This is a genomic window from Kordiimonas sp. (assembly GCF_048260245.1).
Classification (GTDB): Bacteria; Pseudomonadota; Alphaproteobacteria; order Sphingomonadales; family Kordiimonadaceae; genus Kordiimonas.
The window spans coordinates 17714-41783 of the sequence record NZ_JBLXGZ010000002.1; the positions used below are offsets into that span (position 1 = coordinate 17714).

General features: G+C 56.0%; 21 protein-coding genes. 13 read left to right on the plus strand and 8 right to left on the minus strand.

What is annotated here, in order from left to right:
* Nucleotides 1-23: 23 nt before the first annotated feature.
* The 3 genes from def to ACN0VM_RS01470 all read right to left on the minus strand — a co-directional run bounded on the left by def (nt 24) and on the right by ACN0VM_RS01470 (nt 1364).
* Nucleotides 24-545, minus strand: coding sequence for a peptide deformylase (def, locus tag ACN0VM_RS01460; RefSeq protein ID WP_417449053.1), 522 nt, complete (start codon nt 543-545; stop codon nt 24-26).
* A gap of 78 nt (nt 546-623) precedes the next feature.
* Nucleotides 624-968 (minus strand): DUF1491 family protein, encoded by a 345-nt coding sequence (locus ACN0VM_RS01465; protein WP_417449054.1) that lies wholly within the window; start codon nt 966-968, stop codon nt 624-626.
* A gap of 57 nt (nt 969-1025) precedes the next feature.
* On the minus strand, nt 1026-1364 hold the full coding sequence (locus ACN0VM_RS01470) for a PilZ domain-containing protein (protein ID WP_417449055.1): 339 nt from the start codon (nt 1362-1364) through the stop codon (nt 1026-1028).
* Between the two features lie 218 nt (nt 1365-1582).
* Between ACN0VM_RS01470 and ACN0VM_RS01475 the strand changes: the two genes are divergently transcribed.
* Nucleotides 1583-3001: a sigma-54-dependent transcriptional regulator gene (locus tag ACN0VM_RS01475; protein ID WP_417449056.1), complete on the plus strand. Its 1419-nt coding sequence runs from the start codon at nt 1583-1585 to the stop codon at nt 2999-3001.
* A gap of 40 nt (nt 3002-3041) precedes the next feature.
* On the opposite strand, the gene ACN0VM_RS01480 is transcribed toward ACN0VM_RS01475, so the two are convergent.
* Nucleotides 3042-5351, minus strand: coding sequence for an NADP-dependent malic enzyme (locus tag ACN0VM_RS01480; protein ID WP_417449057.1), 2310 nt, complete (start codon nt 5349-5351; stop codon nt 3042-3044).
* A 142-nt stretch (nt 5352-5493) separates the two neighbouring features.
* On the opposite strand from ACN0VM_RS01480, the gene mutS reads away from it, so the two are divergent.
* From mutS to ACN0VM_RS01505, 5 genes are all read left to right on the plus strand, one after another.
* A complete protein-coding gene (gene mutS, locus ACN0VM_RS01485; RefSeq protein WP_417449058.1) occupies nt 5494-8256 on the plus strand; it encodes a DNA mismatch repair protein MutS in 2763 nt (920 codons plus the stop codon).
* Nucleotides 8257-8287: 31 nt separating this feature from the next.
* A complete protein-coding gene (locus ACN0VM_RS01490) occupies nt 8288-11050 on the plus strand; it encodes a [protein-PII] uridylyltransferase (protein WP_417449059.1) in 2763 nt (920 codons plus the stop codon).
* Nucleotides 11047-12603 (plus strand): murein biosynthesis integral membrane protein MurJ, encoded by a 1557-nt coding sequence (murJ, locus tag ACN0VM_RS01495; RefSeq protein ID WP_417449060.1) that lies wholly within the window; start codon nt 11047-11049, stop codon nt 12601-12603. Before ACN0VM_RS01490 ends, murJ begins: the two co-directional genes overlap by 4 nt.
* A 100-nt stretch (nt 12604-12703) precedes the next feature.
* Nucleotides 12704-13702: a tryptophan--tRNA ligase gene (trpS, locus tag ACN0VM_RS01500; protein WP_417449061.1), complete on the plus strand. Its 999-nt coding sequence runs from the start codon at nt 12704-12706 to the stop codon at nt 13700-13702.
* 175 nt (nt 13703-13877) lie between these two features.
* Complete coding sequence (locus ACN0VM_RS01505) at nt 13878-14492, plus strand: DUF4136 domain-containing protein (RefSeq protein WP_417449062.1); 615 nt, start codon at nt 13878-13880, stop codon at nt 14490-14492.
* 48 nt (nt 14493-14540) lie between these two features.
* Here ACN0VM_RS01505 and ACN0VM_RS01510 read toward each other — a convergent pair whose 3' ends face one another.
* Nucleotides 14541-15146 (minus strand): CGNR zinc finger domain-containing protein, encoded by a 606-nt coding sequence (locus ACN0VM_RS01510; protein WP_417449063.1) that lies wholly within the window; start codon nt 15144-15146, stop codon nt 14541-14543.
* 251 nt (nt 15147-15397) lie between these two features.
* Between ACN0VM_RS01510 and ACN0VM_RS01515 the strand changes: the two genes are divergently transcribed.
* From ACN0VM_RS01515 to ACN0VM_RS01525, 3 genes are read left to right on the plus strand one after another with little or no spacing between them, the layout of a single operon-like run.
* Nucleotides 15398-16012 (plus strand): hypothetical protein, encoded by a 615-nt coding sequence (locus tag ACN0VM_RS01515; protein ID WP_417449064.1) that lies wholly within the window; start codon nt 15398-15400, stop codon nt 16010-16012.
* 3 nt (nt 16013-16015) lie between these two features.
* Nucleotides 16016-16324, plus strand: coding sequence for a winged helix-turn-helix domain-containing protein (locus ACN0VM_RS01520; RefSeq protein ID WP_417449065.1), 309 nt, complete (start codon nt 16016-16018; stop codon nt 16322-16324).
* A gap of 26 nt (nt 16325-16350) precedes the next feature.
* Nucleotides 16351-16779, plus strand: coding sequence for a DUF2141 domain-containing protein (locus tag ACN0VM_RS01525; protein WP_417449066.1), 429 nt, complete (start codon nt 16351-16353; stop codon nt 16777-16779).
* 74 nt (nt 16780-16853) lie between these two features.
* Here ACN0VM_RS01525 and ACN0VM_RS01530 read toward each other — a convergent pair whose 3' ends face one another.
* Nucleotides 16854-17741 carry an MBL fold metallo-hydrolase gene (locus ACN0VM_RS01530; RefSeq protein ID WP_417449067.1) on the minus strand — a complete coding sequence of 296 codons (888 nt, stop codon included), beginning with the start codon at nt 17739-17741 and terminating at the stop codon, nt 16854-16856.
* A 265-nt stretch (nt 17742-18006) separates the two neighbouring features.
* Here ACN0VM_RS01530 and ACN0VM_RS01535 point away from each other — a divergent pair, with 265 nt between their 5' ends.
* The 3 genes from ACN0VM_RS01535 to ACN0VM_RS01545 are packed head-to-tail and all read left to right on the plus strand — an operon-like array spanning nt 18007 to nt 21739.
* Entirely contained in the window at nt 18007-19230 is a 1224-nt protein-coding gene (locus ACN0VM_RS01535) for a D-alanine--D-alanine ligase (RefSeq protein ID WP_417449068.1), read from the plus strand.
* Nucleotides 19231-19254: 24 nt separating this feature from the next.
* Nucleotides 19255-20016, plus strand: coding sequence for an alpha/beta fold hydrolase (locus ACN0VM_RS01540; RefSeq protein ID WP_417449069.1), 762 nt, complete (start codon nt 19255-19257; stop codon nt 20014-20016).
* Entirely contained in the window at nt 20009-21739 is a 1731-nt protein-coding gene (locus ACN0VM_RS01545) for a Mur ligase family protein (RefSeq protein ID WP_417449070.1), read from the plus strand. Before ACN0VM_RS01540 ends, ACN0VM_RS01545 begins: the two co-directional genes overlap by 8 nt.
* On the opposite strand, the gene ACN0VM_RS01550 is transcribed toward ACN0VM_RS01545, so the two are convergent.
* Nucleotides 21736-22638, minus strand: coding sequence for a hypothetical protein (locus ACN0VM_RS01550; RefSeq protein ID WP_417449071.1), 903 nt, complete (start codon nt 22636-22638; stop codon nt 21736-21738). The genes ACN0VM_RS01545 and ACN0VM_RS01550 overlap by 4 nt on opposite strands.
* Between ACN0VM_RS01550 and ACN0VM_RS01555 the strand changes: the two genes are divergently transcribed.
* Nucleotides 22615-23502, plus strand: a complete 888-nt coding sequence (locus ACN0VM_RS01555) for an SDR family oxidoreductase (protein ID WP_417449072.1) — start codon at nt 22615-22617, stop codon at nt 23500-23502. The genes ACN0VM_RS01550 and ACN0VM_RS01555 overlap by 24 nt on opposite strands.
* Here ACN0VM_RS01555 and ACN0VM_RS01560 read toward each other — a convergent pair.
* Nucleotides 23499-24017: a universal stress protein gene (locus ACN0VM_RS01560; protein ID WP_417449073.1), complete on the minus strand. Its 519-nt coding sequence runs from the start codon at nt 24015-24017 to the stop codon at nt 23499-23501. The genes ACN0VM_RS01555 and ACN0VM_RS01560 overlap by 4 nt on opposite strands.
* Nucleotides 24018-24070 lie beyond the last annotated feature (53 nt).

Here is a 24070-nt window from a genome sequence, read left to right on the forward strand (position 1 = left end):
TACTCTCCTCCCGGCGAATGAAATTAAAGAATGGTGGCGTCTTTTGTCGCCTTGCGAACCTTCTTGATGATCATATTGCGCTTGAGCTTGGAGAGATAGTCGATAAAGACCACACCATTCAAGTGGTCGATCTCATGTTGCACACAGGTCGCTTTCAGGCCGTCCATCAACTCTTCCTGCGGCTGACCGTGATAGTCGAAATATTTCACCCTCACTTTTGCGGGGCGCTCCACCTCGGCATAATGTTCCGGCACAGACAGGCAGCCTTCGTTATAAACGCTGAATTCCTCGGATTCCCAAGTCACCTCCGGATTGACGAAAAAAAGCGGCTGACGCCCCGTGTCCTCATCACCTTCAGTGTCCATCACAATCACACGTTTTGGCACCGCAACCTGAATAGCAGCGAGGCCAATACCCGGAGCGTCATACATCGTCTCAAGCATGTTATCCATCAGCCGCCGCAATTCGTCATCCACCTGCCCGACAGGGTCAGATTGTGTTTTGAGCAAAGGGTCAGGAACATTGATAATTGGTAACTTGGCCATACATACTTTCCAGCGGCGTGATCATTCGTCCCGCATTACCTATGGACGGCAGGGGCCAACGTCAAGCCGAAACAACGTTTAAAGCGCAGAGACCGGGGCATCACAGACATATTTGCCGCCCATGTCTTCGATCTCAATAACCCACAGGTCACTATCGAACTTACGCTTTTTCAAAATCCGGCCATCGGCGTCAGATTCCGGTTCTCCTGCCTCCGGACCAAGCCGACGCCAGATGCGGTTACCATCAAAATCACGCGAGAGTTCATAAAGATCCACGCCTGCCGCGAACCGGTTTACCTTCAGCAGGATACCGCCACGCTCCCCGTCACCCCGAGACACAACAAACGCCGGACATCCGGCGATGTGACAGGTACGCACGTGGGCATCCACCCATAATTTACTGGTCAGTCGATGATTTTGCATTGCCTGATATGGCGCTGAACCCCGGGCTGGGTCAAGCGTTTCAGTCGTTTTGATATATTAGTCTGTTGCCTCTTCAAGGCCGAGGATATGAAGGCGGTCCGCAAACATTTTACGGACAAAGTCCTCTTCAACATCAAAGCTGACACCGAGTGAATCACCCTGCGTCCAAGCTACCCGTGCCGGGATACCTCCGCGGTCAGAAACACTGATGGTAATCTCGCTGCCCTCCTTAAGAGGCAGGTCGACCCGCAACCGCGCGCCCCCTAAAGAAAGGTTCCATATCTGGCAGGAAACCGTCGTTTTGCCGACAGTTAATCGGGCAGGCCATAGAACGGAGCGCCGCCGATGTCTGCGGTTATCACTGCCGTGCAGTGTTTGTGGGTTATCCTGCGCCATGGATGGCCCTCTCAGGTTTGAGGTGGCGATTTGCCTGATGCCTAGCGGACACTATAGCGTCGAGGAGGTAAAGCAATCGTCACCAAGCGTATCTAATTTTCATTAAACTGGAATGAAATCAAAACATATGTGTGTCGCAAAATGCAGCACTTTGTGTCAAAATCGCAGTATATACACCGAAGTGCGCGGCACATTCAAAACGCTACCGAAAGGCCGAAATGCCCAAAAACGCAAGCATACTGATTGTGGAGGATAGCCCCACTCTCGCATTGACATACCGCGAGTATCTGCGGCCTCTGGGGTTGCCAATGGAAATCGCGGAGACAGGAACGGATGCCCTCAGGCATATTGAGGCAAAGCTTCCGTCTGTCATCCTGCTTGATTTGATGCTGCCTGATATGGACGGCCTGGATATCCTGAAAGGTCTGCACGCAGAGAAAAAAGATGTACGAGTGATCGTTATCACCGCACATGGTTCAGTGAAAATAGCTGTAGAAGCCATGCGCGTTGGCGCAACCGATTTCCTGCTAAAGCCTTTTGCTGCGGAACGGCTTGTTACAACGGTGAAGAACGCCTTGGAGATTCACCGGCTGGCCGGCCTTGTAGAGCGGTTTTCAGGAGGGCGGGCCAAAAAGTTTGATCGCTTCATAGGTTCAAGCCCTGCCATGCAGGCAGTCTATCGCATGATCGAAGACTGTGCGGCCTCAAAAGCCTCCGTATTCATCATGGGCCCTTCCGGTACCGGTAAAGAGCTGTGCGCGGAATCCGTCCACAACCAGAGCCCGCGCAAGGAAAAGCGCTTTGTTGCACTCAACTGTGCCGCTATCCCCGCAAACTTGATTGAAAGCGAGATTTTCGGCCATAAAAAAGGTGCCTTCACCGGCGCCACCGCAGACCGTGACGGCGCAGCGGTAACAGCGGACGGCGGCACTCTTTTTCTCGACGAAATCTGCGAGATGCCGATGGACTTGCAAGCCAAGCTATTGCGCTTTATCCAGACCGGACAGGTGGTGCCGGTTGGCAGCAATACACCACGCAACGTGAACGTGCGCTTTGTCTGCGCCACCAACAGGAACCCTTGGGAAGAAGTGGAGGCCGGACGTTTTCGGGAAGACCTGTATTACCGCCTGCACGTGGTGCCCATTCACCTGCCGCCACTTGCAGAACGCGGCAACGATGTGTTGCTGATCGCCCACCACCTGCTGGCGCAATACGCGGCAGAGGAAAACAAGGCTTTCACCAAAATCGATGACGCGGCAGAAGCGCGACTCAAGGCCCACAGTTGGCCCGGAAACGTGCGCGAACTGGGGAACGTGATCCATTCCGCGGTGGTGCTGAATGACGGGCCGGTATTAACCGCCCCCATGCTGGAACGCCTGATGGGCCCCGCCCGCCGCCTGCGCGCGCAGGCGGCTACTCATGGCATGCACGACATCACCGCGGCCGCTATCACCCCGGCACCCGCTGCGCCCGCCCTCCCGACGAGCGCCGACGAGATTGAACCGCTTGCGATCACAGAACGCCGCATCATCGAACGCACGATAGAGCTTCTGGGTGGCAAGGTTCGCACAGCAGCCAAAAAGCTGGAGGTCAATCCGTCCACACTCTACCGCAAACTAAAAGAATGGGAGGCCTGAGCCTCCCGATCCGGTAATTCAGTAGTTAGGCAGGCGCGGACTAGTCTTTATCCTCGTCATGCGCCAGTTCCTTGCGGGCGGTCTCCAGCGCGTGCGCGGTCGAAGCCGCAAGGCCTGCCATGTTCACAAGATCGGACGCCGAGGCGGTCATACGCGCTACCTGGATCGAATGGCTCATGCCCAGAAGCATCGGCCCGATTACCCGGCCACCACCCAGCTCCGCCAGCAGCTTGTAGCCGATATTGGCGCTATGGAGCGCAGGCATCACCAGCACGTTGGCAGGCCCAGACAGGTTCATGAACGGATACTGTTCCATCAGGTCCCGGTTCAGGGCGACGTCAGCCTGCATTTCACCGTCAAATTCGAAATCAACATCACGTTCGTTGAGGATATTGACCGCCTGCTGGATGTGTTTGGTTTTGTCCGACGGCGGGTTGCCGAAGTTGGAGAATGACAGGAATGCCACGCGCGGATCGTGACCCAGGCGTTTGACAAAATAGGCCGCGCTTTGTGCGATATCGGCCAGATCTTCTGCGCCCGGGCGTTCGTTCACCGTTGTGTCGGCCATAAACACCGTGCGCGACTTTGTCACCACGATCGACATGCCAAAGGGGCGCATGCCCGGCAGCGGGTCGATCACGCGGCGGATGTTCTTGAGCGCGCGCCAGTAATGACGGGTTACACCGGTCACCACTGCATCCGCGTCGCCTGTTGCCACCATGCAAGCCGAAAAGACGTTCCGGTCCCGTTTGACAAGGCGCTGCACGTCGCGCAGCAGGAAGCCGCGGCGGTTCAGACGTTCGTAGATATAATCCACATAGTCGTTGGTACGCGGGGTGTTGGCAGCGTTGACAATCTCAAATGCCTGATCGTCAACCCCCATTTCTCTGAGTTTTTCGCGGATCGGCGCTTCGTAACCCACAAGCACAGGCACACCGTATCCGGCATTCTTGAAACCAATGGCGGCGCGCAGGACTTTTTCCTCTTCCGCTTCCGCAAATACCACGCGCTTGGGTGTGCGGCGCTTGAGGTCTTCAAACATGGTCGAGAGCGTGTCTGCCGTTGGGTCTAGCCGGGCGGACAGTTCTTTCTCATACGCTTCCATATCGGTAATGGGCTTGCGCGCCACGCCGGTATCCATCGCGGCCTGCGCCACCTTTACCGGAATACGGCGGATCAGGCGCGGGTCAAACGGGGCGGGGATAATATATTCCGGGCCATAGTGCGGCTGTTCCCCGCCATAGGCGGCAGCCACTTCATCCGGCACGTCTTCGCGCGCCAATTCCGCAATTGCTTGCGCGGCAGCGATTTTCATTTCTTCGTTAATCGTCCGGGCGCGCACATCAAGCGCCCCCCTGAAGATATAGGGGAAACCAAGCACGTTATTGACCTGATTGGGATAGTCTGACCGGCCGGTAGCGATAATGGCATCCGGACGCGCGTCACGGGCATCCTCCGGCGTGATCTCAGGATCCGGATTGGCCATCGCGAAAATGATCGGCTTTTCACCCATGGATTTGACCATTTCTTTACTGATGGCCCCGGCAGCAGCCAGCCCGATCACCACATCGGCACCAACCATGGCTTCCTCAAGCGACCGAGCCTCGGTCTCGATCGCGTGCGCTGATTTCCACTGGTTCATGCCCTCGGTACGCCCCGCATAGATCACACCCGTGCGGTCGACCATGGTAACATTCTCATGTGGCAGGCCCATGGCCTTGATCAGTTCGATACAGGCAATACACGCCGCGCCTGCACCGATGGCGACAACCTTGGTGTCCTTCAGTTCGCGGCCCGTGAGGTCAAGCGCGTTGATAAAACCGGCGGCAGTGATAATCGCGGTACCATGCTGGTCATCGTGGAAAACGGGAATGTCCATGGCTTCGCGCAGACGCTGCTCAATAATAAAGCATTCAGGCGCGCCAATGTCCTCAAGGTTGATGCCGCCAAAAGATGGCCCCAGAAGCCGCACGCAGTTGACAAATTCGTCGATGTCTTCGCTGTCAACCTCAAGGTCGATCGAATCCACGTCTGCAAACCGCTTGAAAAGAACAGCTTTGCCTTCCATCACCGGCTTCGACGCCTGCGCCCCCAGATTGCCAAGACCAAGGATCGCGGTCCCGTTCGAGATAACAGCCACAAGGTTGCCCTTGGCTGTATAATCATAAGCCGTATCCGGGTCCCGCGCGATTTCCTTCACCGGCACAGCAACACCGGGGCTATACGCCAAAGAAAGGTCACGCTGGGTTGCCATCGGTTTGGTGGGGGTGATCTCGATCTTTCCGGGGCGGCCGGAAGAATGGAACCTGAGCGCTTCCGCATCCGTAAATTTGGAAGATTTGCTAGCCATGGGGATTCCTCTGTTCTTTGATGTTCTTTGGGTGGCGACAGGCAAAAGAATGCTTTAGAAGCTGAGTATGCTATGCGGCATACTATGGCATAAAGCGGCTGACAATTGAAATCGGGCAGTGAACCGGGAGTTTATCAATAAAATGGAAGGTAGTGCGCATTTGGGGGCGAACGCGAACGATCAGACGGCAGAGGATACCGGCAGCGCGGCCAGCGCGGAAAACAAGTGGGCCCGCGCCGCGCGGGAGCCCGGCATCACACCCATGATGCAGCAGTTCCTTGAGATCAAGGCAAACTATCCGGACTGTATGCTTTTCTACCGCATGGGCGATTTCTATGAACTGTTTTTCGAAGATGCAGAACGCGCTTCGCAGGCGCTTGACATAACACTGACCAAACGCGGCAAACACCAGGGTGAAGACATTCCCATGGCCGGTGTGCCCGTTCACGCAAGCGAGATGTATCTCTCTCGCCTTATTCGCAAGGGCTTCAAGGTCGCGGTGTGCGAGCAGACCGAAGACCCGGCAGAGGCCAAAAAACGCGGATCAAAGTCCGTTGTCCGGCGCGAGGTTATCCGCCTCGTGACCCCCGGCACCATCACAGAAGAAAACCTGCTTGATGCCCGCGCGGCTAACTATCTGGTGGCACTTGGCCGCGCGCAAAATGACTTTTCACTGGCGGTGGTGGAAATTTCTACGGGCGAATTTTTCATCCTGCCAACAAAAGCCGGGCGGCTGGACGCTGACCTCGCGCGCCTGAACCCCGGTGAATTGCTGCTGGCTGAAGACGTGCAACGCGACGACAAGCTGACAAGCGCGCTGTTTGACTGGCGCGGCATCATGAGCCCCATTGAAGCTCACCGCTTCGACAGCACCTTTGGCGCCAGACGGCTCAAGGAGCTTTTTGATGTTGCCACCCTTGATGGCTTCGCGCATCTGAGCCGCGCCGACCTTGCCGCCGCCGGCGCGCTGGTGGACTATCTCGAAGACACACAAAAAGGCAAGATGCCAAGGCTTTACCCGCCCAAACGACTGGCCGCAGACGGCACCATGATGATCGACGCTGCCACCCGCCGAAGCCTTGAGCTCACGCGCACACAAAACGGCGATACATCCGGCAGCCTCCTGAGCGTGATTGACTGCACTGTCACCGGCGCTGGCGCCCGACTGCTGGCCAAACGACTTGCCGCACCGCTAACGGACCCCATTCGCATCAATGAACGCCTCGACGCTGTGGGTTATATGCTCGATCGCCCCCACCTGCGCGGCGACCTGCGCGCGGCTCTCAAGGCCGCGCCAGATATGGAACGGGCGCTGGCGCGCCTCTCGCTCGGTCGTGGTGGTCCACGTGACCTGCACGCCATGCGGCTTGGGCTTGAGGCCGCACGGGCGGTGAAAAGCTATCTTATGGCCCCCAAAGACGCCCTTGAAGACATGCCCGACCTTGTGGCCGACGCCGCCACAGACCTTGGTGAACATAACGCCTTGATTGATGAGCTTGGCCGCGCGCTGGTGGACGAGCCACCACTTCTGACCCGCGATGGCGGTTTCATCCAGAAGGGCTACCATGACGCGCTGGACGAATTCCGCGTACTCAAGGACGAAAGCCGCCGCCTGATCGCCGGGCTTGAGGCCGACTACCAGAAACTGACCGGTATCAATTCGCTCAAAGTAAAGCACAACAACGTCATCGGCTATCACGTGGACGTAACAGCCAAACACGCCGACACAATGCACGCCGCCCCGCTGAATGAAACTTTCATCCACCGGCAGACGCTGGCGAACTCCGTCAGGTTTTCTACCAGCGAGCTGTCAAAACTTGCGGGGAAGATTTCAGAAGCAGGCGACCGCGCCCTGTCGCTTGAGCAGGAACTGTTCGCCAAACTGGTTGCACAAGTCATGCACGCGGCGGAGCCGATCTCCACCGTAGCGGAAGCGCTGGCTGACCTTGATGTGGCTACCAGCCTCGCAACCTTGGCGGAGAATGAACGCCAGACCCGGCCAGAGGTAGACGACAGCCTTGCCTTCAATATTCAGGGTGGCCGCCACCCGGTGGTTGAAAAGGCGCTGAAGGCGACAAACGACAAAACCTTTGTTGCCAATGACTGTGACCTTGGCCCCGATGACCGGCTGTGGCTTATCACCGGCCCCAATATGGCCGGAAAAAGTACCTTCCTGCGCCAGAACGCGCTGATCGCCGTGATGGCACAGATAGGCGCCTATGTGCCCGCAGATTACGCCCAGATTGGTGTTGTCGACCGGCTGTTCAGCCGCGTAGGTGCATCAGACGACTTGGCGCACGGTCGTTCCACCTTCATGGTGGAAATGGTTGAAACCGCTGCCATCCTCAACCAGGCCGGCCCGCGCTCGCTGGTGATTTTGGACGAAATCGGCCGTGGTACCGCAACCTATGACGGTCTTTCGATCGCATGGGCGGCGGTGGAAAACCTCCATAATATAAACCAGTCTCGCGCGCTGTTTGCCACGCACTATCACGAGCTGACCGCGCTGAAGGAAACCTTGGACGCTGTCAGCCTGCGTTCCATGAAGGTGCGGGAATGGAAGGGCGTGGTCGTGTTCCTGCATGAGGTGGCTCAAGGCGCGGCCGACCGCTCCTACGGCATTCAGGTTGCCAAGCTCGCCGGTCTGCCTGGCCGGGTGATTGAGAGGGCGCGCCAAGTGCTGGATCATCTGGAGAATAGCGACAAGGGCGACAAGGTCACAGGCTTGATTCAGGACTTGCCGCTGTTTCAAAGCACGCCAGTTTCACGTGAAACGGCGCACTATGGCGCAGGGGCAAACCCAAGCGTGGTGGAGCAGAAACTGGCGGAAATCAACCCCGACCAGTTGACGCCCCGCGAGGCGCTTGAGATGCTGTATGCCCTCAAGGATGAATTGGAAGGCTAGGCCTCGCGCTGGCTGAATTGGAAGTTGCTTTATGAGCCAGATCAAAAATCGCCGCGCCCTCATCAATCGCAAGGAGCTCGTGATCACGCTTGATCACATGGTCGCAGAACAAAGTGCGAGCGACTGGCAATTGGGACTGACCACCATCCTCAAAGACGCACATCAGGCGGGCTGGGGTGAAGTGAAGCGACGATTTCTTGACGATGCTGAGAACGGGCGTATGGCAGCAAAGTCTCTGTGTTACGTCATGGACCAAATCCTGCGCACACTGTATGATTTTGTCACAACGCACGTCTACCCGCTTTCTAACCCTACCTCGTCAGAACAGCTTTGTGTTGTTGCCACAGGTGGATATGGTCGTGGTGAATTGGCCCCATACTCAGACGTCGATCTCTTGTTTCTCATTCCCTACAAGTCTACGCCCTGGGCGGAGAATGTGGTGGAATACATGCTGTATGTGCTGTGGGATCTGGGCCTGAAGGTCGGCCACGCGACCCGTACACCCGAGGAATGCACCCGGCTTGCCAAGGAAGACCTCACCATCCGTACCTCGCTTCTTGAGGCGCGCTACCTGTGGGGCGAGGAAGAGCTTTTTCATACTGCAGCCAAACGTTTTATTCGCCGCGTGGTCGCCACAAGCGGCACCGAATTTGTCGAACTTAAGCTTGAGGAGCGTGACAACCGTCATAAAAAGATGGGCAACAGCCGATATGTGGTGGAACCCAATATCAAGGACGGCAAAGGTGGCTTGCGTGACCTGCAAACAATGTGGTGGATTGCACATTATCTCTATGGTGGCCTGACCCGCGATACCATGGTGGCCGAGGACATGCTGACCGCCTCTGAGAACCGCCAGTTCAAAAAAGCCGAATCGTTCCTGTGGACCGTGCGAGTGGCGCTGCACTTTATGGCGAACCGCGCCGAGGAACGCCTGACGTTTGATTACCAGCGCATGCTGGCCGACCAGTTGAAATATAAGGATCACCCCGGAGCAAGCGGGGTTGAGCGCTTCATGAAGCATTATTTCCTGGTAGCTAAACAAGTGGGGGACCTGACACGCATCTTCTGCGCGGTGCTGGAAGCCCGGCAGCAGAAAAGTACGTTCCTCGCACGGTTCCGCCGGACCAAAAAACTGCAGGAATTTGTCATTGAAGCCGGGCGGCTTTCCTTCGGTTCGCCGGAGGACGTCAAGGAAGACCCGGCGCTGATGATCCGTATCTTTGCGGTTGCGGACGACAAGGGCTTTGACATTCACCCCGATGCGCTGAGGCTTATCAAGCTGAACCTGCACCGCATCACCGACAAGGTGCGCGAGGATACCCGCCCGAACGAGGACTTCCTGAAGGTCCTGACCAGCGAGAAGGAAGGGGAGATAAACCTCAGGCGCATGAACGAAGCGGGGGTGTTTGGCCGCTTCATCCCCGATTTTGGTCGTGTGGTCGCGCAGATGCAATATGACATGTATCACCACTATACGGTGGATGAACATACCATCCGTGCCATTGGGCTGTTATCCCGCATTGAAAGCGGAGAATTGAAGGCCGATCACCCGCTTTCAAGCGATGTGATCCAGAAAGTGATCTCGCGGCGGGTACTGTATGTTGCTGTGCTGTTACATGATATCGCCAAGGGCCGCGGTGGTGATCATTCGGTTATCGGCGCCGAGGTCTGCAGATATCTGTGCCCACGCTTCGGCCTCAAGCCCGCGGAAACCGAAACTGTCGCATGGCTGGTGCGCTGGCACCTGCTCATGAGCAACACGGCGTTCAAACGTGACCTAAGCGATCATAAAACCATCCATGACTTTTGCGAACTGGTCAAAAGCCCCGAACGCCTCCGGCTCCTGCTTGTGCTTACAGTGGTGGATATCCGAGCAGTTGGCCCCGGTATCTGGAACGGCTGGAAAGGCCAACTGTTACGCGAACTGTATTATGCCGCCGAGGAGGTTTTGGTGGCGGGCCATGTGAACGTGGGCCGCGGCGAACGTGTGCACACCAAACAAGAAGCACTGAGAAGCGTACTAGCTGATTGGGATGACAATACTTTTAATACCCACGCTACCCGCCTACCGGATGCCTACTGGATTGCCGAGGGGCCAAACACACTGGAACAAAACGCCCTTCTTATCCGCGAAACGGACGAACGCGGCGGCGCTTTTGGCGTAACGGCAAGAGTCGAAGCCTTTCAGGACATGACAAAAGTAGCTGTTTATACAGCCGACCACCCCGGCCTTTTTGCGCGCATTGTTGGCGCGCTGGGCGTAGCGGGCGCCACCATTATGGATGCCAAGATCCATACGTCGAAGGACGGCATGGCGATGGATAATTTTGCCGTACAGGACATGGACGGACGGGCCTTCGACAGCAAACCCGCGCTCGCCAAATTGGAGGGCACGATTCTTGAGACCCTGCGCGGCAATGTTCGGCCCAAGGAGCAACTCAAGGACCGGCGCATTTTTGGCAATAAGGATGCCGCTTTCGAGGTTGAGCCCGTGGTGCTGATAGACAACAAGGCGTCCAACTGGTCGACTGTCATCGAAGTGAATGCCAAAGACCGGCCCGGCCTTCTTTATGATCTCGCCTACGCCTTGTATCGCCTGAAACTATCGATTTATTCCGCACATGTCGCCACCTATGGTGAACGCGCAATTGACGTTTTTTATGTGCGTGATCTCGTCGGCCAGAAGCTGACCAATAAAATTCGGCTGCGTAACATCGAGGCAAAGCTTCTTAATGCGGCAAAAGGAGAGCCCATCTTCACTCACAAGAACAAACACACGGAGACAGTCGTGTGAGCCTCATCAGGAGGATTTCCACCGTTGGCGGCTTCACACTCTTGAGCCGCCTGTTCGGGTTTATCAGAGATGTGCTGATGGCGCGCTATCTCGGCGCCGGCATGGCGTCAGATGCCTTCTTTATCGCGTTTAAACTACCCAACTTTTTCAGACGGCTTTTTGCTGAAGGCGCCTTTTCTGTCGGCTTTATTCCCCTTTACGCCCGTTTTCTGGGTAAGGACATCACCCCTGAGAGCAAAATGGCGGCCAATGCGTTTGCCAGTCAGGTACTGTCCTGGTTGATGCCGATACTTCTGGTGTTCCTCATCATCATGGAAGTCGCAATGGTTCCCGTCATGTTCGGCCTTTCCGGCGGGTTTGACGGCGACACCACGAAGTTTGATTTTACGGTGGAATTGGGGCGGTATACCTTCCCCTATCTCGTTCTGATCTCGCTGATGACCTTTTTCACCGGTATGCTCAATGCGGTTGACCGTTTCTCAGCGTCGGCCTTTGCGCCCGTCATTCTCAACATTTTCATGATTGCATCACTCCTGTTTTTTGGTGAAACCGAGCTGGAGAAAGCGCGCTGGCTGGCCATCGCGATTTCTGTATCCGGCTTTGCTCAACTGCTGTGGGTCTTTATTGCCGCCCGCCGCGCCGGGTTGCAGGTCCGCATTCCCAAGCCACGAATAAGCAACGAAATTCGGGAGTTATTTCGCGTGATCGGCCCGGCTGCTCTTGGCGCCGGCATCATCCAGATAAACCTTTTAGTGGACACCCTGCTGGCGGCACGCTTCCTGCCCGAAGGTTCCGTGTCATGGCTTTTTTATGCCGATCGGCTTAATCAACTGCCGCTTGGCGTCATCGGGATTGCCGTGGGCACAGTTTTGTTACCTGGTATCTCTCGCCTTCTCTCTGTCGGAGATGATGCAGGTGCCGCACGCCAGCAAAACCGTGCGATAGAGTTCACACTGTTCCTTACACTTCCCGCAGCAACCGCCCTTTTCTTAATCGCAAGCCCCATCATCGCGACCTTGTTCGAGCGTAATGCTTTCACCGCGGCAGACACCGCAGCAACCGGTGCCGCACTCGCTGTTTATGCGCTCGGCCTTCCGGCTTACGTCGTCGCAAAAGCCCTGACGCCGGGTTATTTCGCGCGGCAGGACACCAAAACTCCGGTGCGTTTCGCCGCCATCTCGCTGGTGATCAATACGGCGCTCAACCTTGCGCTGATATGGGACTTTGCCCACATCGGCCTTGCGGCCGCCACCGCGATCGCCGCCTGGATCAATGTTATAATGCTGTATTTCGGCCTCAAAAAACGATTTGCTTTTGCGTTAACACGGCATACCTGGATCGCTATCGGAAAATCGCTACTGGCTTGCGCTGTGATGGGCGCAACGCTTGGCGGGCTACACCTCTGGCTGGGCGATTTATATGCCAACGGAGGCAGCTCCAGAATTCTCTATCTCACCCTGATGGTGACAGGAGGTGGCCTCAGCTACGCCGGCATCGCTTTATCGCTCGGTGCAGTCAAGGTCAGCGAAATTCGACAGATTACCCGCCGCTAGCGCTTTTGCCTGCTTGACCGGCCACGTACCCCTTGCCATAACGCAGCAACACAGGCGGCCCGGTCCAAAGGTGTCCGCAGTATCATGATGGAGACAATTAGTGACAAATCGCGTTTTTTCAGGAGCCCAACCCAGCGGCAACATGCATCTTGGCAATTATCTTGGTGCATTTCGGAACTGGGTAAAGCTGCAAGACAATTTTGAATGTATCTATTGTGTTGTAGACATGCACGCGATCACTGTCTGGCAGGACCCCGCCGCACTACGCGCCCAGGTACGCGAAGCGGCAGCGGCTTACATCGCGTCGGGTGTAGACCCCGAAAAATCTATCCTTTTTAACCAGAGCCGGGTACCCGGCCACGCAGAGCTGGCATGGATTTTCAACTGTGTTGCGCGCATTGGCTGGCTGAACCGCATGACCCAGTTCAAGGACAAAGCCGGCAAGAACCGCGAAAAAGCCTCGGCCGGCCTGTATGTGTATCCCAACCTGATGGCAGCCGATATCCTGCTTTATAAAGCCACCCACGTACCGGTGGGCGAGGACCAGAAACAGCACCTTGAGCTGACACGTGACATAGCGCAGAAGTTCAACAACGACTATAGCGTTGAGCTTTTCCCTGTGGTTGAACCGGTTATTCAGGGCGAAGGCACCCGGGTGATGAGCCTGCGTGACGGCAGCAGTAAAATGTCGAAATCCGACCCGTCGGAATACAGCCGCATCAACCTCAATGACGATGCCGACACCATCGCGCAGAAAATCCGCAAAGCGAAAACCGACGCCGAACTCCTGCCTGCCAAGGCCGAACAACTTGTCTGCCGCGCCGAAGCGCAAAACCTTGTCGGCATCTATGCCGCCCTTATGGACATGAGCCGCGATGAGGTTTGCGCGCAGTATGAAGGCAAGGGCTTCGGCGATTTCAAAAAAGCGCTTACCGATGTTGCCGTCGCCAAGCTGGCCCCTATTACCGGGGAAATGGCGCGCCTGCAAAAGGACGAAGCCTATATAGATAGTGTGCTGCACTCAGGCGCGGAGCGTGCAACGGCCATTGCGGAACCGATCTTGTCTGAAGTCAAGGACGCCATCGGCTTCCTGCGCTAGGCTTGATCTGGTCGTTCAGTCTACGTTCAGGCTGGTTGCGTTATCGTTACCCAGATAATGTAAAGCAGTGATCAGACCTTGCCGATATGACCCGGCTTGATAGACTACCAGCAGGAAAACGCACAACGCACCCAAGAACGGCCAACAACGGACGGAAAGACAGCAAATGCCCAGCATGATGACCGCAAAAACTTTCAAGACAGTTGTGCTTGCAGCGGCGCTAATAACCCTGAGCGCCTGCTCAAACACATTTCGCAGTGATGTCGCTACATTTCACCAACTACCCGCCCCAAAAGGCGAGCGGCTGATGATTGTGCCCATGAATGAAGAGCGTAAAGACAGCCTTGAGTTTCAGCAATACGCAGCCATTCTGGCTAACCATCTCAGAAATGAAGGCTATAAGGCCACCGGCGAGAATGACCCGGACCTGATTGTCGGCTTCGATGTACAGATCAGCGATGGCCGTGAAAAGGTGACAACAACGCCGGGCGCGCGCAGCGACTATTACTGGCGCAGCTACTGGTATTGGGGCCGTTTCTGGCACCCCGTATACCCGATGGGCCGCGGTTTTGATGACCGCCTCGTGACCCGCACCGTTTACACGGCCACACTTTGGCTGGAAATCCGCAAACCCAACGGTGATCTTGTTTTTGAAGGCCGTGCCGAAACTGAAACTCGCAATCGTGCGGTCCCTGAAGTGGTGCCTTACCTCGCCGAAGCTCTGTTTGAAAACTTCCCCGGACCAAGCGGCGTAACCCGCCACGTGACGCTGGACCTGAGCGAAGAGTAAAGGCGGAACACATCATAGAATAGATTAGCCCCCGGTGTTTCCGGGGGCTTATTTTATTCGGCCCACTTCCCCGTTAAGGCACAACTTCCCACCGCAGAAGCGCTGTTCCGCAGCGGGAGATTGGGCAAAATAAAGCCATCCACAATCATCATTCGCGCACAGATGAAGCCGCTTGTCCGGCATAGTTTTCATCAGGTCAACGGCGTCGCGGGTAATAAGGTCGGCGATAATGGTCAAACTGGTGAAAGCCGCCGGGCGTATTTCGATGTGGTCGCCCTCGAACGCCAACCGGTGCGCTGCGATCGCCTGCCTCCAGAAAGCCTCAAAACTCTCCATGTCGTCGTATGAAGGTTCCTCACCAAGGGCGAAGGCTGTGAACACATGGTGCAACAATGTCCTGAGCGCGCGGGCGCTATCAAGTGCCGCAGCGGCCTCTTCCGACTCGAGGCTGGCCTTCATGACAAGAATATCGGCCAAAGTAGGCTCCATCACACCAGCGTCGACGGACCACCGGGCAAGACTAATATAATCATCAAGACTGTCGACCGGGGATTCGCTACCCCAACCAGCGAGCGTGTTGGTGAAATCAAGCACATGATGGCCCGCAACCAAACCCTCCGCACTAAAGGGCGAGCACTCGCTTTTCTCTGACACATCCTGCACCATAGGCCTTAACGATTGTTTTTCATCAATGTTGTACTATCTGCCAAACATGGCAACCCTGTGCCGCAAGCGCAAGGCGGACCACGCCAGAATTATCGCTTGATCGCAGGGTAATTTGCATCCCCTCGCGCAACGTTTCAGCGGCTTGCCAAAACCCGTCTCAAATCTCCTCTTGACTTTGCCCCTGAAATTCATACTTTGTTTTTCAAAGTACTTTGTAATAGACCATCTGGAGACAGCGAATGACAAGCGGGACGGAACAACACGGCTTAGGCAAAGCAGCGGAAGATCTGGCCCTTATTCGCCAGATGATGGAGGCGGGCCGCAGTCGCGTGGCGGTTAGCGGGGTGCACTTTATCCTTTGGGGTATTTTACTGACGCTCGCGTTTTTTCTGCAGTATCTCAGTGTGCAGAACTATTTGCCGCCAATGATGGTGGAAATATGGGTGCCGATGTCAATTCTTGGCTGGTTGGTTGAGTTTTATCTGGCGCGGCAGTGTCCGCCTGCGATGCGCACATCAAACCCGTCCGTGGTTGCCCATACCTCAAGCTGGGCAGCTGTGGGCATCACCACACTCGGCTACTTTGCCGTCTCCGTCTTCACCAAGACCTTCGATCCAAAAATCATTACAATCCTGTCGTCGGGACTGATCGGTAGCGCATATTGGGTAACCTCTGCAGTGACGGGGGTTCGCTGGCTCAGGTTTATTGCGTTCGGCTGGTGGGCGGTTCTGGCTTATGCCACATCGGTTGAAGTTTATAATGGGGAAATGCTGCTGGTAATGGCAGCGGCGAGCGCGTTTTTTCTCACATTGCCGGGCTTCGTCATGAGACGATTGAATAACGGCGGGGAGTAAGGCATGTCCGATTTTGATTACCGGGCAATTGACGACGTAATCCACTCACGTGTGCGGCTTGCGATCATGTCCTACCTTGCGTCAGCCCATGTAACAGAGTTCACCGAGCTTAAAAAGGCGTTGAAGGTCTCTGACGGCAACCTCAGTACCCACCTCAAAAAACTGGAAGAGCATAGGTATGTCAAAACAGAAAAAGGGTTTGTCGGTCGCAAACCACAGACCACAGTTGAGATAACGGACGAAGGCACCAAAGCCTTCCAGACCTATGTCGAGGGCATCGCCAGCATGTTGGGCCAAAGCAAAAACCATTAAACCCGAGACACGACACGAGGATAGAGATGCAAATACTAAACAGTTTAATGGCCCTTGGCCTTGCCGCAGTCGCGGCCGCTTCCGGGGCAAACGCAGCCGATCTGACGGTGGAGGTTGCAGGCATCCGCAAAGCAGATGGCAACATCATGATCGCGGTTTATGACACGCCGGAAAAATTCCTCACCCCGGGTGGGTTTCTGGTCGGCACCAGAATGCCCGCTGATGCCGCGGGTGTCATCCACACCTTCACCGGGCTTGAACCGGGAGAATATGCCGTATCCGTCTTTCATGATGTTGACGCGAACGGCAAACTTGACAGCAACTTTATGGGCATCCCGAAGGAGCCTGTGGGCATCTCCCGGGATGCGCGCGGCAGCTTCGGCCCTCCCAAATTCAGAGATGCTGCCTTTAAGCTGACGGCCGAAGGCAGTAGGCAGAAGGTGTATCTCGACTAAGCTTATATCAATTTATCTAGCCCGAATTGCCACCCTTCAAGGCCTGCACCAGACACTTCGGCGCAGGCTTTTATCTACTTGAGGCTCTCAAAAATAAACCCGATAAACATATCCGGCCATTTGGGATTATCCGTCTGCCATTTGGCAGGTATGTCCTTGAGTGGTTTGGCGGCCTGAATTTCCTCCAGCGTCCTTCCTTCCTCCTTGAGTGACCGCACCTGATTGCGGGCCTCGGTGAGCATCGCCCGGTAGGCTTCCAGTCCTGCCTTGTCCGTCACCGGACCGTGCCCGGGAATAATAATCGTCTTGGCGTCCGCTGCCGCCAAAGCAAGTTCGGCTGCATGAAGAACGCCACCTATACTGCCGCCGTTCGGCACGTCAATAAACGGAAAGCGGTCATTAAAAAATGTGTCCCCCATGTGTATGACATTGGAGCCACGGAAATGAATGATGCTGTCCCCGTCTGTGTGTGCGTTCGGCACATGGATAATGCGGGCGTTTTCCCCGTTCAGGTGCAAAGACATCTGATCGTTAAAAGTCACGACCGGCAACGCAGCGCCGCGCTGTGGTTCCATTTTATGATTGAATGCCTTGATAAACGCCCCTGCGCGCAGCCGTTGTCGTACATTGTCATGCGCCACAATCACCGAGCCTGAACCACCAAGCTTTTCATTGCCACCAGTATGGTCAAAATGGAAATGAGTGTTGATGATATAGCGGATCGGCTCAGGCGAGATCGAAGCAATGCTGGCGCGCACCCGTTCAGTAAGAGGTGCGTATTGGTCGTCAACAATGAAAACCCCATCATCCCCGGCGGATACACCAATATTTCCGCCCGCACCGTAGATAACGTGGATATTGCCATTCAGCGCCTCCGCCTTCATCTCCACCTTGTCCCAATCCTGTGCGGATGCCATGCCGGAAACTAGCAGACTGGTAATGAATAAGGCCCTGACCTTCATCGTTCATGCTCCATAAAACTTATTATATTGCCCAAACCTAATACAGTAGACAGGCAGACAACAGGGTCAAATGACAAACACTTGATAGACAGACAGCGCCACAGCCGACCGGCACCCGTGGGGTTGGAAATTGTTGCCCTCGCCCAACTACCGCCATGCTTACCGCGTTAAAGTGGCGTCGCGGGCGCATTTGCCTTTGCCGTTCGCGCCCGAATTGGCTAAATGATGAGAGAGAGCCATAAACATTCAGGTGAAGGGAGCGCCCGTGACCCAAAAGAAGGTCATTGCCGTCATTTTTGGTGGAAGAAGTGTTGAGCATGATGTCAGCGTACTGACCGGACTGCAGTTCCTTGAGGCGCTTGACCCCGGACGGTACGAAGGGTTGCCCATATATGTCGACCCTCTGGGCCAGTGGTGGACCGGTGCGCCATTAACCCGCCGCAGTCGCTATCCGCTTGAAGAAGCCCCCGGGGATCTCACGCAAGTGATGCTTGACCTCGCCACCCCGGCAGCGGGACGGCCGCAATTTGTTTCCTTTTCCAAGGGGCTGATGGGCGAAAAGCGCACAGTGATCCCGTTTGACCTGATGGTGCCCGCCATACATGGCTCCAACGGCGAAGACGGCAGCCTTCAAGGCCTGCTGGATTTTGCCGACATTCCTTATGCTGGCTGCCGAACCCTGGGTGCATCTGCGACCATGAACAAGGTTTTTGCAAAAAAAGTGGCCGCACAGTCAGGCATCAAGGTACTTCCCGAGCTGCTGCTGAGCCGACCGGAAAAAGGCGAATTTCTCGACCCGGAAACACTAAAGAAACAACTGCAAAGTGCCTTCGGCACCGTTGATTACCCCTTCATTGTCAAGCCTTGCAACCTTGGCTCAAGTGTCGGTGTCGGCAAGGCTGATGACATCGACGGTCTCGTCGCCGCGCTGATGTCTGCCTTCCGCATGGACAGCGAAGTCATTGTAGAACCGTTCGTCGCCAACCTCGTTGAATATAATATCGCGGTTCGGCGCTCTGCGGATGATGAGACCATCACCTCCGCCATCGAACGCCCCCTGCGTGACGCGGAACTCCTGGACTTCAAGAACAAATATCTGGCCGGAGGCACACCGGGTGCCCCCAAACTTGACACCGGCCCAAGCGAAGGCATGGCCTCTCTTAACCGGATACTGAACCCTGACGAACTGACGCCCGTACAGGAAAGCTTCATCCGCGAGAGCGCAGCCTGCGTCTTTGATGCACTCTCTCTGGCCGGCAGCGTGCGGGTGGATTTTCTCTGCAACGGTGCCAGCGGTGAGTTGTGGCTCAACGAAGTGAATACCATCCCCGGCTCATTTGCCTATTTCCTGTGGGAAGCAGCCAGCACACCGCTGAGCTTCCTTGCCCTCGTCAGCGAGATTGTCGAAGAAGGCTTCCGGTTGTCGGGGGGGCGCTTGGGTGAAACCGATACCAAAACAGGTGGCGCCACCATCTTCATGCGGAGCTGACGGGTGCCAAAAGGTCAGACTGTCATGACAAAAAGCCGCTGGTTTCATGTGACGGAAGGTAGGGACGGACAGTCCCTTATCTGGCTTCATGGCTGGGGTATGGAACATGCATCCCTCAAGCGCCTTGCCAGCATTTTTAAGGCCAGCAATAAAAATGTGCTCTATGACCAACCTGGCTTCGGACGCACCCCCAAGTTACGGGACGGCGCCGGTACCGAGGATTATGCCGATGATCTCGCGCGGGAACTTGAGGCGGTCCCCGGGGCGCCACACATCCTGATCGGGCACAGCTTTGGCGGCCGTGTCGCTGTGCAAATGGCAGCGCGGCATCCCACGCTGGTCAAAGCCATTGTCCTTATCGGGGGGGCAGGCCTGCAACGACGCCGGTCTGCCCAGTTTAAAATACGGGCATGGGTCATCAGAAATATTGGCCGTCTCGCCCGATTTTCTGACGCATTGTTTCGGACGCGCCTGCGGGACGTTTACGTGCAGCGTTTTGGCAGCGCAGACTATAAAAATGCCGGGTCCCTCAGGCCCACTTTTGTTCGCGTTGTCAATGAAGATCTAAGCCGGACAGCAAAAGCGGTACGCTGCCCGGCACTTCTGATATACGGTTCTGATGACACAGAAGCACCGCCTGAAATTGGCCGCAGGTTTGAAAGCCTGATCCCGATCGCGCGCTTTGTCGAAGTGCCCGGCTTCGACCACTGGGATATCCTTGGTCGTGGTGCCTACCAGTGTGAAGCGCTGATCCGTACCTTCATGGATGACCTGAAAGATGATTGAGACGTTGCTGCCTTTCTGGCCCGCATTTTTATTTTCTCCGCTGGTGCTCTGGTTCGCCTTTGAGCGAGGCAAGACCCTCATGATGATCTTCCAGCAGGAAGAATATGATGATGTGCGTTTTCTCACATGGTACCGCACCAGCAAGGCATTCGACCGAAGGGCAAGCCTGTGGATGCTGGCAGCGGTAGTGATTGGCCTCATTTCTCAGAGTACTTTGATCGGCGAGCTGGGTGCCACAGTGGGCTTGGCGGCTTTCCTTGTCTGGCCGCTGATGGTCGTCTCCTTTATCCACGGTGCTGTTGTATCGCGCGCGGCGCGTAACGCGTCGAAAAAGCCATTGGTGTCAACCGCGCGTGTCAAACGTATCCTCACAGTTTACCTCGCCTTCACCGGCGCGATTTACCTTATTATCCTGCTGCTGGCCGTTCTTGCCCCCAAAGGCACCCATTATGCCGTCGCCATCGACATGGACGGCATCGGTTTCGCGAGCCTGCCCTATAATTGGCAGGTAGTCTTGGCCTCCATACTCTTTCTGCTGTTTCTTCAGTTACCGCCCTTTCTTCTGGTGCTGGCCAACAAACTGCTGGAACCTGCTGAGGAACGCGTCAAAGCCGGGTTCCGCAAGGAAGCGGTCGAGAAATTCAGTCGCCTGCAGCCAAAGGTGGTCGCGATAACCGGCTCGTTCGGTAAAACATCCACCAAACATATACTGAGCCATATTCTCGGCGCGGCGGCGCCCACGCTCGCAACACCTGGCAGCGTGAACACCGACATGGGCATCACCCGTGTCATCCGTGAGCAGCTGACCGAAAATCATCAGTTTTTCATTGTCGAGATGGGCGCCTACGGGCCCGGGTCTATTGCCCGCTTGTGCCGCCTTACCCCCCCTGATGTTGGCCTTATAACCGCCGTTGGCGCAGCACACTACGAGCGCTTCAAAACGCTGGAGACCGTTGCACGCGCCAAGTTTGAGCTGGCAGAGGCAGTCTTTGGCAAAGGTGGGCAGGTCATTGTCAACCGGGACGGCATCGCACCTGACCTGCTGGCAGAACGGGTGGAAAACGTGCCAGGTAACTACCGCATTGTTGGCGCGGCAGGTGACGTCGTGATCAAAGACTGGGTCATGACAGCACTGGGGCTTGAGGTCACCGTACGGGATGGCGATGAAGAGCATGTGCTCAAAGCGCCGCTATACGGTAGCCATCAGGCCGGTAATATTGCGCTGGCGGCTGCAAGCGCCCGTGCGCTTGGCCTGCCATGGGCTGCCATAAAAGGCGCGCTCGCCTCTGTGCCGCAGATCAGGCACCGGCTTGAGGTAACACGATCCTCAAACGGCCCGACCATCATCAACGATGCTTATAACTCCAATCCTGTTGGCTTCAAGGCCGCCCTTGAATGCCTTGACGCGCTGGTCGGTGAAGGCGGGCGACGCATTCTCGTTACACCCGGCATGGTCGAGCTTGGAGCAAAACATGATGAAGAGCACGCAGCACTTGGCGCACTGGCTGCCGCCCACTGCGATATCGTGCTGGTTGTCACACCGGACCGCATCCCAACCTTCGTTGACGCTCTGAACCACGCCAACGATGGTTCAGTGACAGTGATGATGTACAACAAGCAGGCAGACGCGGAAAACTGGGTTAAAGGTCATTGGGGCAAGGGCGACGCCGTCTTGTTCGAGAACAACCTGCCCGACCTATATGAAGCCTTGATCCGTTTCTAGTTTTTGCTGTCCTCGCTGGTGGCGATGTGCATATCCAGTTTTGCGAGGTTAGCGCGAGCCGCGTCAGCGTCCTCACCCTCGACACTGAAGCGCAGCAGATCAAGCCATGCCTTGCGCGCATCATCCCGTCTTCCCTGAGCGTGACGCAAGTTACCCAGTTCAAGAAGACCGGCGGTATGGTCCGGATACGTCTTTCGATATCTCGTCAGGGCGTCTTCTGCCCGGTTATATTGACCAAGACTTCTGGCGGCAGCGGCGACAAGCACCAAAATATCGGTGCGGTTCTGATCGCTTGCTAAAACAGCTTCAAGGTCTTGCAGTGCATACTCAAAGTCGTTGTCCGCTGCGGCAATCCGCGCGCGGTCAACCAACAATTCACGGTGCTGTGGCGTTCCTGCAGGCACCACAGAAAGCGCCAGTTCCACCGCATCCTCCGCACGGACGATTTCATCTGCGAGCAACCATGCATTGGCGGCCTGTCCGTACATATCGGCAATCAACGTCGCATTCGCTACAAGGCGTTGATCACCAAGTACCGGCATACCGCGCCCCACACGAATATCCTCGGCAATCCGCATCAGCCTTGCCGCCGCCTCAGCATATTCGCCAAGCTCGACAAGGCCCAAGGCTTCGCAATGCCGTGCGGGCACGCCGCCGCCCGAAGCCTGCCACTCAAGGGCAAGGTTGATCGATTTGTCCGGTGACCGGTCGATCATATCGACACAGCGGCGATACCGTTCTTCGCCGGCCTCATCCGCCCGAACGGGAAGATTTGATGTAAGCACAGTGGCAAAAACCACTGAAACAAGTATTGTTGACCTTCTTTTCATCTGCGCAAAATGCGTAAAAGCCGTGGCAAATTCAAGGCAGAAGACATGAGCAAACCAAATAAAAAGCATCTGTTCATCTTTGGTCCCGGATACACAGCCGGCTTTATTGGCCAGCGAGCTGTAGAGGCCGGCTGGCGCGTCAGTGCAGGCTACCGGGACGCAACAAAAACAACAGCTCTTGAAGCCCGTGGGTTTATCCCGGTCTCCCTTTCCGACGAGACACTGGGAGCCAAACTGCAAGACGCCAGCCACGTCCTGACATCCGTCGCCCCCACACAAGCTGGTGATCCCATACTCCCGATTTTTGAAAGTTGTCTGGAACATCTTGTGGCACTTGAGTGGCTCGGCTACCTCTCATCAACCAATGTATACGGTGATCATGGTGGCGACTGGGTTGATGAAAACACAACTCCAGCCCCCAATCTTGACCGTGGTCGTCGCCGGGTCGCGGCTGAAAACCGTTGGCTGCGGGTGGCCGAGCAAACCGGCGTGCCACTGCACATCTTCCGCCTTGCGGGCATATATGGCCCTGGAAGAAACGCCGTGCGCACCTTGCTGGATGGACGAGCCAGACGCATTTTCAAGCAAGGTCAAATGTTCAGCCGCGTCCATGTAAAAGACATTGAGGAAGCGGTATGGCAAGGCATGCACTCAGGGCTGAAAAGTCAGGTCTTCAATCTCGCAGACGACATGCCCGCGCCGCCGCAGGATATTATTGAAAAAGCAGCGCAGCACCTGGCTTTACCTGTTCCGCCCCTGATTCCATTTGAAGACGCCGAGCTAAGCCCGATGGCGCGCAGCTTCTACACAGAGAGCAAACGGGTGAAAAATGACCGGGTGAAAAAACTACTTGGCCTATCGCTGCGTTACCCAACGTTTGATAGCGCGCTCGAAGATCTGGCAGATTATGAAAAAGACGCCCAGAAGCGCTAGGCCATGGCGTCGATTTGTTCGTACGTCATATTGCCGGGGATGAGGAAAAGCGGACAAGGCAGGTTGCTCGCGAGGTCATGGGTGAAATAATCCACGAGCGGCCCTGGTCCACCATCAGATCCAACGCCCAAAACCAGCCCGAAGATGTCCTTTCGTTCCTCAATACATTTGCGGATTTCGTCATTGGGTTCGCCCTCCATTATAATGGTCTCAGGCACAACACCACAGTATGCGTGCAGGCGCTCTGCCATATCCCGCAATAATTCTTCCGCTTCCTCGCGCGCTTCCTCGCGCATTCGGTCTGCCACCGCCATCCAATGCTGGAATTCCCCAGGCCGAATACAATGAAACAGGATCAGACCGCCACCTGTGATGTGCGCCGCGCGTGCCGCAGCAAACCGTATGGCCACCTTTGACTCCGGTGAACCATCCACCACGACCAACAGCTTGCGCCAGCGTTTGGCGACCGGGCGTATCGGCCCATGAATCTCATCGCTCAGTGTTTCGTTCACCATATTCTTCCCTTTTGCAGCACCCAGATTGACAGCCCCTTGCGACGCTGACAAGC